We start from the raw sequence: 13,864 nt of genomic DNA, 5'->3' as shown, positions 1-13,864 counted from the left end.
GTGGGCGGACTGCGGCGGGCCAGGCTGGCGCTGGTGGCGCTGACCGGTGTCACCGTGTTCGGCGTCGTCGGCTACGTGCTCCTCGGCTTCACCCTGCTGGAAGCGGTCTACCAGACGATCACGACCGTGGCGACCGTCGGCTTCCGCGAGGTCAGGCCGCTGGACGCATCCGGCCAGGTCTTCACCATCGCCCTGATCCTGCTCGGCGTCGGCACGGCGCTCTACACCTTCTCGGTGCTCATGGAAGCAGTCATCGAGGGCCACCTGACCCATCACCTGGAGAGACGTCGCATGGATGCCCGGATAGCCGCTCTGCACCACCACGTCGTCATCTGCGGCTACGGGCGCGTGGGCGCGGCCGCCGCGGAGTTCCTCCACGCCGGCGGCCAGCCGATCGTCGTGGTCGACGCCGACGCCGACCGCCTGGCGGGTCTCGACCCGGACGTGCCGTTCCTTGTCGGCGACGTCAACGACGACGAGATCCTCCGAAGGGCCGGCATCGAGCGCGCCCGCGCCGTGATCATCGCCCTCGACACCGATGCGGACACTGTCTACGCGACGCTCTCGGCGCGGGCCATGTGCCCGGACACGGTGATCGTCTCCCGGGCCCGCACCACCGGGTCCAAGCAGAAGCTCGAGCTGGCCGGCGCAAGCCGGGCGGTGAACCCGCAGCGGATCGGCGGCCGACGGCTCGCGGCGTTCGCCCTCCAGCCCGACGTCGCGGAGTTCCTCGATGTCGTCATGCACGACGACAACCTGGACTGGCGGGTGCAGCAGCTCCCCATCGCCGACGGCTCCGCCCTCGCCGGCTGCTCCGTCGCCGAGATGCGGATCGCCGAGCGGACCGGCGCCCTGCTGCTCGCCGTACGCCGGTCGCCCGGCGCGCCGCTCGAGCCCAACCCGACGGGGGACCTCACGGTGCCGGCGGGCGCGCTCCTGATCGCCCTGGGGAGCCAGGAGCAGCTCGCGGAGCTGGCCCGGCTCGCCTCGTGATCCGACGAGCCGGTGGGAATAAAGTTGAATCTGCAATCATTGAGGTGACATGACCACCAGCGCCCGGATGCCCGCCCTCTACATCGGCCACGGCGCTCCCCCGCTGCTCGACGACCCGATCTGGTCGGGCGAGCTCGCGGCGTGGGCGCGGGGCCTCCCGCGACCGACCGCGATCCTCATCGTGAGCGCGCACTGGGAGTCGGCGCCGGTCAGCCTCTCGGCCGACGGCGTGGAGCTGGTCTACGACTTCGGCGGCTTCGACCCGAAGTACTACAACATGACCTACCGCACCCCGGCCGCCACCGAGCTGGCGCAGCGCATCATCGCGATGATGCCGGCCAGCGAGCCGGTCCACCAGCACGCCAGCCGCGGTCTCGACCACGGGGCCTGGGTGCCGCTGAAGATCATGTATCCGGACGGCGACGTCCCCGTGCTGCAGATGTCCCTGCCGACCCACGACCCGCAGCGCCTCCTGGCCCTCGGTGAGCGCCTGCGGCCGCTGCGCGACGAGGGCGTGCTGATCATCGGCTCGGGCTTCCTGACCCACGGTCTGCCGTTCCTCACGGAGTTCCGGATCGAGGCCGAGGCCCCCGGCTGGTCACGCGACTTCGACGCCTGGGCCGGCGAGGCACTGGCCCGCGGGGACGTCGACGCCCTGGCCGACTACCGCTCCCAGGCGCCCGGCATGCCCTACGCGCACCCGACGGTCGAGCACTACACCCCTCTGTTCGTGACCCTCGGCGCCGCCACCGACCCCGCCGAGCCCGGTCTCCAGGTCATCGACGGGTTCTGGATGGGCCTGTCGAAGCGGAGCCTGCAGGTCGCCTAGCGAGCGCAGCGAGCGTCGGTGGTCGAGGGCTACCGGATCCGGGTCTTCCGCATCATCTTGAGGCCGGACAGCATGCCTTTGACGTACTTGTCGTAGTCCTGGCCCGGCCGGGCGCCCATGACCTGCTTCTTGAGCACGGCGAGGTTCTGCACGTCGGTGTACTTCAGCAGGCCCTGGTCGCCGTGGCGGGCGCCGACGCCGGACTGCTTGACGCCACCGGACGGCGTGCCCTTGGACGCGAACGCCGTGGCCAGGATGTCGTTGACGTTGACGTTGCCCGACTCGATCCGACGGCCCACGGCACACGCGTTGTCGACGTCGCCGCCCCAGACCGAGGCGTTGAGCCCGTAGTCGGTGTCGTTGGCCAGCGCGACGGCTTCGTCGACGGTGGAGTACTTGTGCAGCGCGACGACCGGGCCGAAGGTCTCGGTCACTCCCGCGATCATGTCCTTGGTGACGCCCTCGAGGATCGTCGGCTCGAAGAACGCCGGGCCGAGGTCAGGCCGCGCTCTCCCGCCGGTCAGCACGGTGGCGCCCTTGGCGACCGCGTCCTCGACGTGGGACTGCACTCGTTCCTTGTGGTCCGGCGAGACCAGCGAACCGACGTCGGGCCCGAAGTCGTACGACGCCCCGAGGGTCAGCGCCTCGGTGGCGGCGACGAACCGGCGCTTGTAGTCGTCGTACTGCGACTCCGGCAGGTAGACGCGCTCGATGTGCATGCAGATCTGCCCGGTGTTGCCGAAGGCCCCGAACATCAGGCCCTGGACGACCTCGTCACGGTTGGCGTCCTCGAGCACGATCATCGGGTTCTTGCCGCCCAGCTCGAGGCACGCACCGATCAGGTTGCGGCCGGCGCGCTCACCGATCACCCGTCCGGTGGCGGTCGAGCCGGTGAACATGACGTAGTTGGCGTTGTCGATCAGCGTCGGACCGACGTCCGGTCCCTCGCCGCACACCACTTGGAACAGGCCGCGCGGCAGCCCGGCCTCCTCCAGCATCTGTACGCCGTAGAGCGGCGACAGCGCGGTCTTGTTGTCCGGCTTGAGCACGATGGCGTTGCCGGCCATCAGCGCCGAGATGGAGTCGGAGATGCCGGTCGCGAACGGGAAGTTCCAGGGCGCGATGATGCCGATGACGCCCTTGGGCTGGCGGATCTCGGTCGAGGTCGAGAGCATCGGCACCGGGCCACCGCGCTTGACCGGCTTGAGCAGCTTGGGCGCCCGCTTGAGGTAGTGGCTCATCACCATCACCGGGTCGCAGGTCTCCTCGATGGCCATCCGCCGGTTCTTGCCGGACTCGACCTGGATGAGGTCGGTCGTGGTCTCGGCGTTGTCGATGAACAGCGCGTGCGCCCGCTTGAAGACCTCGAGCCTCTCCTTGAGCGGCCGGGCGGCCCACTCCACCTGGGCCGCGCGCGCCGCGGCGTACGCCCGCTCGACGTCCTCGGGGGTCGACTGCGGCAGCTCGACGAGGACCTCGCCGGTGTAGACCTCGGTGAGCTTCCAGGTGCCGCCACTGGTCGAGGGGACCCGGGCGACGAGCTGGTCGAGGAAGGCGTCGGTGATCGATGCGGGACGCTTCAGGGTCATGCGGGGCTCCCGTTGAGGACGAGGTCGGCGCCGCGCTCGCCGATCATGATCGCGGGCGCGTTGGTGTTGCCGCCGGTGATGGACGGCATGATCGATGCGTCGCAGACCCGCAGGCCCTCGACGCCGCGGACCTTGAGGTCCGGGCCCACGACCGCGAGCTCGTCGATGCCCATCCGGCAGGTGCCGACCCCGTGGTAGACCGAGGTCGCCCGGTTGAGGATCGCGTCGCGCAGCGCCTGGCCCTGGAGCTCCTTGCCCGGGTGGGTCTCCCCCTTGACCGAGCCTCCGAACGCCGCGCCGGCCATGATCTCGCGGACCATCTCCGAGCCCTCCGCGAGCAGCTCGAGGTCGGCGGGGTCGGAGAGGTAGCCGAAGTCGATGAGCGGGCTGGCGGTCGGGTCGGCCGACGCCAGCCGCAGGGTGCCGCGGCTCCTGGGGTAGATCAGCGTCGTCAGCACGGTCAGGGAGGTGCGCTTGTCGACGTCGTGGCGGATCGGCTCGTCCTGGTTGGGCGAGACGTAGGCCCACGGCAGCAGGTGCAGCTGCAGGTCGGGGATGTCTCCGGCCTGCGAGGTCTTGAGGAACGCGAGCACCTCGAAGACCGAGTTGGCCATGAACGTCGTCCCCGGACGCAGCACCTCCCGCATCACGCCCTTCGCGAAGTAGGGCGCCGTGCCCTTGTTGCGGCTCGCGCTGCTCTGGAAGGTCAGCGCGTGGAACATGTGGTCGTGCAGGTTGTCGCCCACCGGCAGGTCGGCGACGACGTCGATGCCGAGGTCGCGCAGGTGCTGGGCGTGCCCGACGCCGGAGAGCATCAGGATCTGCGCGGAGCCGACGAACCCAGCGGAGAGGATGACCTCCTTGCTGGCCCGGATCGTGCGGACCCGGCCATTACCGCGCTTGCTGACGTCCTGGACCTCGATGCCCACCGCCCGGCCGTTCTCGATGATCACCTTGCGGGTCAGCGTCTCGGTCTGGAGCTCGAGGGTCTTGGGCGCGAGGTTGTGGATGTAGCCGCGCGACGCGCTGTAGCGCAGCCCGTCGGCGGCGTTCTGCTGCATCCGGGCCACGCCCTCCTGCGACGCGCCGTTGTAGTCGTCGAGGATCTTGCAGCCGATGACGTCCGCGGTGGCCTGCAGGAACTGGAGCGACCCCTCCTGCGGCTTCTTGTTGATGGTGACCCGGATCGGTCCGCCGGAGCCCCGGAAGGCGTCCTCGCCGCCCTCGTAGTCCTCCATCCGCTTGTAGGCCGCGTTGACGCTGTCGGCGTCCCAGCCGGTGTTGCCCTCGGCGGCCCAGTCGTCGAAGTTGGCGCGGTTGCCGCGCACGTAGACCATGCCGTTGATCGAGCTCGACCCGCCGACGACCTTGCCGCGGGGGACGGGCATCTTGCGGTCGAGGATGTGCTTCTGCGGCACCGAGTAGTAGCCCCAGTCGACGGTCCGCTTGATCTCGGGCACCGAGTGCATCGGGCCGATCATCCCCGGCTTCCTGACCAGGAACTTCTCGTCGGTCTTGCCCGCCTCGACGACGATCACGCTGGCGCCCGACTCGGCGAGGCGGCCGGCGATCGCCGCACCGGAGCTGCCGGACCCGACGACCACGTAGTCGGCTTCGTTGGCGTAGGGAGCACCGGCGCCATTTCTGCGTGACATGGGCAGAACTGTAACGCGTTCTAGTTTCTGCTGGTAGATGGTCCGGCGAGCGGGCCGCGCGGGCGTCGAGACACACCAAATGGCTCTGGTGCGCGCGGCTGGACGACCATTCCGTGCGTCTCGACGCCGCCAGTCCGGCCGCCGCTGACACCATGAGGCCGTGCAGGTGCTCTCGATCCAGTCGTCGGTGGCCTACGGCTACGTCGGCAACTCCGCCGCGGTCTTCCCGCTGCAGCGGCTGGGGCACGAGGTCTGGCCGGTGTCCACCGTGCAGTTCTCCAACCACACCGGCTACGGCGCCTGGCGCGGCCCACTGCTCGACCCGGCCGACGTCCGCGAGGTGATCGCCGGCATCGACGACCGCGGCGCGCTCGCCGGTGTGGACGCGGTGCTGTCCGGCTACCAAGGCGACCCGGCGGTCGGCGCGGTGATCCTCGACGCCGTCGTGCGGGTCAAGGAGCTCAACCCGGACGCGGTCTACTGCTGCGACCCGGTGATGGGCGACGTCGGCCGGGGCATGTTCGTCCGGCCCGGCATCCCGGAGTTCTTCCGCGACACCGTCGTGCCGGCCGCCGACATCCTCACGCCCAACCACTTCGAGCTGGACTTCCTGGCGGGGGTCGACACCACCTCCCTGGCCGAGGTGCTCTCCGCCGCGGACACGGTGCGCGAGCGTGGGCCTCGGGACCTGCTCGTCACCAGCCTGCAGGTCGCGGACACACCGCCCGACTCCCTCGACCTCGTCGCGGTCTCGGACGTGGGGGCCTGGGCGGTCACCACGCCACTCCTGCCGATCGCGCCCAGCGGCTGCGGCGACGTGACCGCCGCGCTCTACCTCGCCCACCTCGCCACGACCGGCTCGCCCGCCCGGGCCCTGGCGCTGACCACCTCGAGCGTGTTCGCGATCCTCGAGCGGACCCTGGCCGCGGGCACCCGGGAGATCCAGCTCGTCGCCGCCCAGGACGCGATCGCCGACCCGCCGGAGCGGTTCCCGGTCAGGCGGCTGCGGTGAGCGGGCTGCCATGAACGAGTACGTCGCGCTCACCCTCGACCTGGTCGGCACCTTTGTATTCGCGCTGACCGGCGCGCTGGTCGCGGTGCGCAAGCGGCTGGACTTCTTCGGCACGCTGGTGCTGGCCGTCGCGACCGGGCTGGGCGGCGGGCTGCTGCGCGACGTGCTCATCGCCGACGTGCCGCCGCCCGGGCTGACCGACTGGCGCTACCTGTTGGCCGCGGCGGTCGCCGGCCTGGCGACGTTCCTCTGGCACCCCGTCGTGGCGCGCTGGGAGAACATCATCCTGACCCTCGATGCCGCTGGGCTGGCGCTGTTCTGCGTCAACGGCGCGGTCAAGGCCTCCGAGGCCGGACTGTCCGTGGTCCCGGCCGCACTTCTCGGCATGATCACCGCGGTCGGCGGCGGCATGGTCCGCGACGTCCTGGCCAACCGGGTGCCGGTGGTCCTGGAGGCCGGCACCGGCTGGTACGCCGTGCCGGCCCTCGCGGGCGCCACCCTCGCGGCGATCGGCCACCACTACGGCTGGCCGACACCGCTGGTGCTGGCCCCGGGGATGGTCGTCTGCTTCGGCTGGCGGGCGCTGTCGATGCGCTACGGCTGGGCGCCGATGCCAGCCCGCGGGGTCGACCCAGCCTCCTGACTCCCGCGAGTCGGCGCTACTGCCTATCAGTAACGACGACTCGACCCCAGCCCCGCCTCCTGTCCGCCGGCGAGTCGGCGCTACTGCCTATCAGTAACGACGACTCGACCCCAGCCCCGCCTCCTGACCGCCGGCGAGTCGGCGCTACTGCCCGTCAGTAACGCCGACTCGGCGTCAGCAGGCGGTGCCGCGGTCGACCGACAGCACCGCACCGGTGACCGAGGCGGCGGCGTCGGAGGCCAGGTAGGCCACCGCGTCGGCGATGTCGCGCGGCGGCATGAAGCCGTAGCGCCCGCCCGCGGTCTCGGTGAGGAGGCCCCAGTCGAGCGTGGAGTCGGCGTGCTCGGCGGCCGCGGCCATCGGCAGGTCGGTCTCGACGCCGCCCGGGCAGACGGTGTTGACCCGGATCCCGTCGGCCCAGAGCTCGAGGGCCAAGGACTTCATCAGCATGACCACGCCGCCCTTGGAGGCGCAGTAGGCCGCCTGGTAGGGCTGGGCGCGCAGGCCGGCGATCGAGGCGATCGTGACGATGTTGCCGCGACTGGCCCTCAGGTGCGGCAGCGCCGCGTGGCTCATCAGCATCGGACCAGTCAGGTTGACGCCGAGGTGGCGCTCCCAGGTCTCGACGTCGAGGTCCTCGAACCGGCGGAACTGGTCGATGCCGGCCACGTTGACGAGTACGTCGAGCCCACCGAGCTCCTCGACCGCGGCCGCGACCGCCGCCGTCACGGAGCCCGGGTCGCTGACGTCGCAGCCGCGCACCCCGTCGGCCTCGCGCAGGTCGACGCCGACGACCGCGGCGCCCTCTCCCGCAAGGCGCTCGACGGTGGCGCGGCCGATGCCGCCCGCCGCGCCGCTGACCAGTGCCCGTTTGCCCTGGAACCGCCGCCCTGCCTGGGGCACTAGATGACGTCCTTGATGGTGACCTCGTCGTACTCGGCAGGCATCGTGTCGCTGCTGACGCAGGTGAGCGTCACGGTCCGTCCCTCGGGGATCCGGCCGTCGCTGGTGCAGGTCGCCTCGGCCAGCGCCTCGTCGTCCGACAGCAGGCTGATCGTCACGAAGGCCTGGTCGGTCTTGCCTCGGTCGTTGGTGACCTTCAGCCCCTGGACCGCGAGCAGGCCGGCGGCGTCGGGCCCGACCGTCCAGCCGTCGGCGTACTCGAAGCCGGCGACCTCGAAGCCCTCCCCCGGCTCGATCGTGAGCGGGTTGTTGGGTCCGCCCTCGGTGTCGTCGTTGAGCACGTTCTCCGCCTCGTTGCCGACGAACGCGACGACCGCGACGCAGCCGCCGCCGCAGAGCAGGAACAGCGCCGCGAACGCGATCAGGAGGTTGCGCGCCAGGTTGCTCTTGGCCGGCGCCGCCGGCTGGACGACCCCGTAGGGCTGAGCCGTGCCGTACGGCGGTGGCGGCGTCGCCGGCGCGGCTCCCGGGAGCGGCCGGGTGTGGCTGGTCCACGCGTTGCCGTCCCACCAGCGCTCGACGCCACCCTCCGGGTACCACCCGGCCGGCGTCTGCGGGGTCTGTGTCATGGCGGCACCCTCCCGCGTCGGGGCCCTACTGGTCCAGTACCGCCCTAGCCGTCGCCGCGGCGCGTCCCGACGCCACGACGTCCTCGAGCAGCAGTGGCACGCCGTCCGGGCCCGCCAGCGGCACCCGCCAGTTGGGGTATTCGTCGACGGTGCCCGGCTGGTTCTGCGTACGCCGGTCGCCGACCGCGTCGGTGAGCGCGACGCACAGCAGCCGCGCCGGGGTGAGCGCCAGGTAGCGGTGCAGCGCCAGGACCGTCTCGTCCACGTCGGCGTCCGGTGCCAGGCCGGTGCGCCGGCGTACCTCGGCGAGCCAGGTCTCCCGGTAGGCGGCGGCCGCAGCGAGCTCGTCCTCCAGCGTGCCCTCGAGCAGCCCGAGGGAGTGCTGGAGCCGGACGCCGTCGCCGGCGAGGTAGCCGGCCGACGGTGGCAGGTCGTGCGTGGTGACCGAGGCCAGGCACCACTCGCGCCACCGCTCGGCCGGCAGCACCGCGTCGCCCTCGCGCTCGAACCACAGGATCGAGGTGCCGAGGATGCCCCGCTCGCGCAGGTAGCCACGCGCCTCCGGGGCGACCACGCCCAGGTCCTCGCCGACGACGACGGCTCCGGCCCGGTGCGCCTCGAGCGCGAGCACCCCGACCAGGGCCCGGTGGTCGTAGTGCACATAGGTGCCCTGGTCGGCCGGCATGCCCTCGGGGATCCACCAGAGCCGGAACAGGCCGATGACGTGGTCGACGCGCACGCCGCCCGCGTGCCGCAGGACGGCGCCGATCAGGTCGCGGAACGGCTCGTAGGCCAGCTCAACCAGCCGCTCGGGACGCCAGGGCGGCTGGCTCCAGTTCTGCCCGAGCTGGTTGTAGGGGTCGGGCGGCGCGCCGACCCGGACACCCTCGGCGTAGACGTCGCGGAGGCGCCAGGCGTCCGCGCCGCCGGGGTGCACGCCGACGGCGAGGTCGTGCATGGTGCCGAGCCGCATGCCCGCGGACAGGGCCCCGGCCTGCACCGCCTCGAGCTGTTCGTCCAGCACCCACTGCAGCCACATCGCGAAGTCGACACGGTCGGCGTGGGTCGCCGCGAACGCCGCCACCGCTTCACCGTGGGCGTCCTGGAGCTCGGCCGGCCACGTGCGCGCGTCGTTGCCGTGGTCCTCGGCCAGCACGCTCCAGGTCGCGTACTGGACGAGCGCCTCGCCCTCCCGCTCACGGAACGCGGCGTACGCCGCCTCGCGCTCGGGCCGGCGCGGCACGCCGTGCGCGAGCAGCAGCGCGGCCCGCTTCGCCGACCACGCCGGGTCCCGCTCGATCGCCGAGTCGGCGTCCTGCCCCGCAGGCACCTGGGACCTGAGCTGCTCGACCGTCGCCCGGTCGGCCGGCGGCAGGTCGGCGTACTCGTGGATCTCCTCGACCCGGAGGTAGAGCGGGTTGAAGAAGCGCCGGGTCGAGGGGAGGTAGGGCGACGGCTCGAGCGGAGGCAGCGGCTCGGCGGCGTGCAGCGGGTTGACCAGCACGTAGTCCGCGCCGAGACCGGCCGACCAGGAGGCGAGGATGCCGAGGTCGGCCAGGTCGCCCACTCCCCAGGAGCCGCGGGACCGCACGCTGTAGAGCTGCGCCGCGAACCCCCACTCCCGGTCGTCACCGGCGCCGTCGGGCAGCCCGAGCCAGGCGGGCGTCACGATCAGCGTGCCGGTCACCCGGGCGTCGTCGGAGCTGGCGTACAGGGTGTGGTAGCCGAGCGGCAGGTCGGCCGGCACCGCGAACGTGGCTTCACCGACCCGGGTCCCGTCCACGTCACGGGGCTCGACCCAGCGGTCGGTCTGGTCGAGGCGCCGCCAGGTGCCGTCCTCGAGCTCGACCTCCAGGTGGGCCGGGTCGCCGTCGACCACGTGCACCCAGCAGGTGCTCGCCTCGCCTTGGACCACGACCAGGCACGGCGGCACCATCCGCCGCCAGTCCTCGAGGTCCTTCTCGGCCAGCGCGCGCGCCGGGTCGGAGACGTCGACGTCCATGACGGCCAGCACCGCCTCGATGGTCTCCGCGGAGACCCGGACCGGCGTACCGCGGAAGTCAACGTACTCCGTCATGACGCCGTAGGCGTGGGCGAGCTCGACCAGCGAGCCCGTGGGAGACGTCACCCACCCGATCTTGTCAGGGCCGGGTGGTCGGCTTGTAACCCGGTGTCCGGACCTCCACCACGGTGTCAGGACGCCGTGGCAGAGGTCCGGACACCGAGTTACAGCTCTACGCCGGAGCCGGTGACAGGAGTCGAACCCGCGACATTTCGCTTACAAGGCGAACGCTCTACCAACTGAGCTACACCGGCATGTGCGCCGGCAATCGTAGTTGCCCGTTCAGCTCATCCCGCCATCGAAGGCCAGGATCGAACCGGTGATCATCCGGGCCGCGGGCGAGGCGAGGTAGACGATCGCCTGGCCGATCTCGTCGGGGGTGATGGCAGGCCCGGGCAGCATCATCATCAGCCGGTCCATCACTCGTGGGTCGAGGTCGGACGGGAAGTTGGCCGCGACGTGGTCGACCAGCGGGGTGGCGACGGTGCCCGGGCAGATCGCGTTGACCCGGATGCCCTCGGGGGACAGCTCGAGGGCCATCGCCTTGGTGAGCTGGGTGAGACCGCCCTTGGCCGCCGAGTACGCCGCGGAGTAGCCCTGCGGCTTGTTGCCGGCCACCGACGAGACGTTGACGATGTTGCCGCCGCAGGCCCGCAGGTGCGGCAGCGCCGCCTGCATGAGGAAGAACGGGCCCTTGAGGTCGACCGCCAGGACCCGGTCGTACTCCGCCTCGGTGATCCCGTCGACCCGGCCGAACTGGACGACGCCGGCCACGTTGGCCAGGACGTCGATGCGGCCGTGCTGCGCGCAGTGGGCGATCGCCGCGTCGACGGCGGCCTTGTCGGCGACGTTGCACTCGACGTACTCGACGCCGTCCGGCACCACCGGCGAGATGTCGAGGCCGAAGACCAGGTCGCCCTGGTCACGGAACAGCTCGGCGGTCGCGTAGCCGATCCCGGACGCGGCGCCGGTGAGGACGACGACGCGCTGGCCGTCGGCGGGAGCAGTGGGCATGGACGGACGCTACCAGTCGAACTAGAACACGTTCTACCTTCGAGACGGTCGCTGCGCGACCTCCTCAGGTACCGAAGGCGTCTGTCTACCTCAAGTAACGTTGAGGTATGACGTCAACGCTGACGATCGGCGAGCTCGCCGAACGGTCCGGGGTCGCCACCTCGGCGATCCGCTTCTACGAGTCGCGGGGACTGGTCGGCTCGGAGCGCACGACAGGCAACCAGCGCCGCTACGAGCGATCGACCCTGCGCCGGGTCGCGTTCATCCGCACCGCCCAGCGGGTCGGGCTGACGCTGGAGGAGATCGGCGACGCGCTCGCCACGCTCCCCGACGGGCGGACGCCGACCAAGGCCGACTGGCACCGGCTGAGCCAGTCCTGGCGGCCGCGGCTGGACGCCCAGATCCGCCGCCTCGAGCTGTTGCGCGACCGCTTGGAGGGCTGCATCGGCTGCGGCTGCCTCAGCCTGCGGTCGTGCGCGCTGACCAACCCCGGCGACGAGCTGGCCGGCCTCGGCCCCGGCGCGGTGCTCCTGGACCCCGAGAAGCGTCGCTGGTGACGGCGCGGCCGCCCACGCCTGACCACTAGCCTCGTCTCCATGGCACTCCGGATCGTGGCGAGCCGTCCGGATCCGGCGATAGTGACGCTGCCCTGGGCACTGCCGCTCGAGGAGTGGGGCGAGCCGCACGTCGTCCCCCTCCCCCGCGGGCTCTCGCGGCACGTCGTGCGGATCGTGCGGCTCGGTGAGCGGACGTACGCCGTCAAGGAGACCGTCGAGGACATCGCGTTCCGCGAGTACCGGCTGCTGCGCGACCTGCAGCGCCTCGGTCTCCCGGCGGTGGTCGCCCAGGGCGTCGTGACCGGGCGGGTCGGGAAGGACGGCGAGCCGCTGCCGAGCGCGCTGCTGACCGAGCACCTGCGCTTCTCGCTCCCCTACCGCAGCCTGTTCTCCCACGGCCTGTCAGCCGACAACCTGCCCTCGCTCGTCGACGCGCTCGTGGTGCTGCTCGTCCGGCTGCACCTGACCGGCTTCTTCTGGGGCGACGTCTCCCTGTCCAACGTCCTGTTCCGCCGCAGTGCTGGCGGCTTCGCGGCCTATCTCGTGGACGCGGAGACCGGCGAGTTCAAGCCCGAGCTGTCTCCCCAGCTGCGGCAGTACGACGTGACCCTGGCGACCGAGAACGTCTTCGGCGAGCTGCTCGACCTGCAGGCCAGCGAGGCGGTCGGCTACGAGGTCGAGGCGCACGACATCGTGGAGCTGCTCGAGGAGCGCTACCACGCGCTGTGGGGCGAGCTCACCGCCGAGGAGGAGTTCGGCGCCGACGAGCTGTGGCGCATCGAGCAGCGGATCGAGCGGCTCAACGACCTGGGCTTCGACGTCGACGAGCTCGACATCGTCACCGACTTCGACGGAGACCGGATCCGGATCCAGCCCAAGGTCGTCGAGCTCGGCCATCACCAGCGCGAGCTCCAGGCACTGACCGGCCTCCACGTCGAGGACCTCCAGGCGCGGCGCCTGCTCAACGACATCGCCTCGTTCACCGCGCACTTCGACCTGGGCCGGGAGGACCGCACGCTGGTCGCCAACCGCTGGCTCACCCAGATCTACGAGCCGGTCCAGGCGATGGTGCCGGGCGAGGCGCGCGGCAAGCTCGAGCCCGCGGAGGTCTTCCACGAGATCCTCCAGCACCGCTGGTTCCTCTCCGAGCAGCGCGGTGCCGAGGTCGACACCTTCGAGGCCGCCGCCGACTACATCTCCAACGTGCTCAGCACCAAGCCGGACGAGGCGTTGGCCGCCCCCGGCGGAGACGCAGACGACAGCCCGTAACCTCCGTGCCCACGAGCATTCAGAGGCGCTCGAGCCGGAAGCAGTGGTTGCCACCGGTAGTTCGTCGAAGGCGCCGGAGCGCAGCCGTACTTGCTCGTCCAGCGAGCGACGGCAACGCGGCGACGTGCGTGCCCGGGGTGCGGGACACCCGACGAGCTACCGGTGGTGGCCACTAGTAGCAGGAGTTGCCGTAGGTCCCGGCCGGGAAGTACCTGTGGTACGCCGCCCCGTTGGCTACCACGCGACTACTGGCGTGGAAGCACACAGGTGCGACCTTGAACAGGTAGTCAGGGTGACCCCAACCGGTGTGAACCGTGCACGACGTCGCGGTGACGCAGTAGTTGGTGCCACTGACGGTGCTCTCCGGAGTCGTCGACGCCGCCGGACGATTCTGCACGTCCACGGCCATCGACTGCGCGGTGGAGCACCCCGTGACGTTGGCGTCCAGAAAGAAGTACGTGTAGTAGACGGGTCCAACCGTTGTGTAGTTCACATGAACGCCCGGACCGTACGTGTACCACGTGACGCTACAAAGCCCGGCTCGGGACGACGTCACCTGGGTCGGCGCCAGTGACGATGCACCTTCATCGCAGTCAGAGATGCCCAGACGATCGCAGACATCGATCATCGGGCCCGCTGACGAAGCAGCAGCTGCTGACAGGGGAGCTGCGGCGGCGGGTAGCCCGGCGGGAGCCATCGCGAGCACAAC

13 protein-coding genes and 1 tRNA gene are annotated in these 13,864 nt (G+C 71.1%); 6 read left to right on the top strand and 8 right to left on the bottom strand.

The genetic code is table 11. From position 1 onward, the window contains the following. Both ACYVC6_RS06685 and ACYVC6_RS06680 read left to right on the top strand, forming a co-directional pair. Complete coding sequence (locus tag ACYVC6_RS06685) at window positions 1–993, top strand: potassium channel family protein (protein WP_460712219.1); 993 nt, start codon at window positions 1–3, stop codon at window positions 991–993. Window positions 994–1,042: 49 nt separating this feature from the next. Then, window positions 1,043–1,822, top strand: a complete 780-nt coding sequence (locus ACYVC6_RS06680; protein WP_460712217.1) for a dioxygenase family protein — start codon at window positions 1,043–1,045, stop codon at window positions 1,820–1,822. A 29-nt stretch (window positions 1,823–1,851) separates the two neighbouring features. Here ACYVC6_RS06680 and ACYVC6_RS06675 read toward each other — a convergent pair whose 3' ends face one another. Further along, window positions 1,852–3,411, bottom strand: a complete 1,560-nt coding sequence (locus ACYVC6_RS06675; RefSeq protein ID WP_460712215.1) for a succinic semialdehyde dehydrogenase — start codon at window positions 3,409–3,411, stop codon at window positions 1,852–1,854. Next, entirely contained in the window at window positions 3,408–5,066 is a 1,659-nt protein-coding gene (locus ACYVC6_RS06670) for a GMC family oxidoreductase (protein WP_460712213.1), read from the bottom strand. The genes ACYVC6_RS06675 and ACYVC6_RS06670 overlap by 4 nt, the downstream gene beginning before the upstream one ends. 160 nt (window positions 5,067–5,226) lie before the next feature. On the opposite strand from ACYVC6_RS06670, the gene pdxY reads away from it, so the two are divergent. Both pdxY and ACYVC6_RS06660 read left to right on the top strand, forming a co-directional pair. After that, complete coding sequence (pdxY, locus tag ACYVC6_RS06665) at window positions 5,227–6,078, top strand: pyridoxal kinase PdxY (protein WP_460712211.1); 852 nt, start codon at window positions 5,227–5,229, stop codon at window positions 6,076–6,078. A 10-nt stretch (window positions 6,079–6,088) separates the two neighbouring features. Continuing rightward, window positions 6,089–6,721 (top strand): trimeric intracellular cation channel family protein, encoded by a 633-nt coding sequence (locus ACYVC6_RS06660; protein WP_460712209.1) that lies wholly within the window; start codon window positions 6,089–6,091, stop codon window positions 6,719–6,721. Between the two features lie 174 nt (window positions 6,722–6,895). Here the strand turns inward: ACYVC6_RS06660 and ACYVC6_RS06655 are convergent, their stop codons facing one another. The 5 genes from ACYVC6_RS06655 to ACYVC6_RS06635 all read right to left on the bottom strand — a co-directional run bounded on the left by ACYVC6_RS06655 (window position 6,896) and on the right by ACYVC6_RS06635 (window position 11,329). Further along, complete coding sequence (locus tag ACYVC6_RS06655; RefSeq protein ID WP_460712207.1) at window positions 6,896–7,624, bottom strand: SDR family NAD(P)-dependent oxidoreductase; 729 nt, start codon at window positions 7,622–7,624, stop codon at window positions 6,896–6,898. Then, window positions 7,624–8,253 (bottom strand): DUF2510 domain-containing protein, encoded by a 630-nt coding sequence (locus ACYVC6_RS06650; protein WP_460712205.1) that lies wholly within the window; start codon window positions 8,251–8,253, stop codon window positions 7,624–7,626. The genes ACYVC6_RS06655 and ACYVC6_RS06650 overlap by 1 nt, the downstream gene beginning before the upstream one ends. Before the next feature lie 25 nt (window positions 8,254–8,278). Beyond that, complete coding sequence (gene malQ / locus ACYVC6_RS06645) at window positions 8,279–10,330, bottom strand: 4-alpha-glucanotransferase (protein WP_460713317.1); 2,052 nt, start codon at window positions 10,328–10,330, stop codon at window positions 8,279–8,281. A gap of 166 nt (window positions 10,331–10,496) precedes the next feature. Then, window positions 10,497–10,569, bottom strand: a tRNA-Thr gene (locus ACYVC6_RS06640). A gap of 28 nt (window positions 10,570–10,597) precedes the next feature. Continuing rightward, on the bottom strand, window positions 10,598–11,329 hold the full coding sequence (locus ACYVC6_RS06635; protein WP_460712203.1) for an SDR family NAD(P)-dependent oxidoreductase: 732 nt from the start codon (window positions 11,327–11,329) through the stop codon (window positions 10,598–10,600). A gap of 107 nt (window positions 11,330–11,436) precedes the next feature. On the opposite strand from ACYVC6_RS06635, the gene soxR reads away from it, so the two are divergent. Together soxR and ACYVC6_RS06625 are read left to right on the top strand one after the other, a co-directional pair. Beyond that, a complete protein-coding gene (soxR, locus tag ACYVC6_RS06630) occupies window positions 11,437–11,886 on the top strand; it encodes a redox-sensitive transcriptional activator SoxR (RefSeq protein ID WP_460712201.1) in 450 nt (149 codons plus the stop codon). 39 nt (window positions 11,887–11,925) lie between these two features. Further along, complete coding sequence (locus ACYVC6_RS06625; protein ID WP_460712199.1) at window positions 11,926–13,155, top strand: DUF4032 domain-containing protein; 1,230 nt, start codon at window positions 11,926–11,928, stop codon at window positions 13,153–13,155. 172 nt (window positions 13,156–13,327) lie between these two features. Here the strand turns inward: ACYVC6_RS06625 and ACYVC6_RS06620 are convergent, their stop codons facing one another. Further along, complete coding sequence (locus ACYVC6_RS06620; protein WP_460712197.1) at window positions 13,328–13,648, bottom strand: hypothetical protein; 321 nt, start codon at window positions 13,646–13,648, stop codon at window positions 13,328–13,330. Between the last annotated feature and the right edge of the window lie 216 nt (window positions 13,649–13,864).

This window comes from Nocardioides dilutus (assembly GCF_054779555.1).
This window is presented reverse-complemented; position numbering and strand designations above follow the sequence as displayed.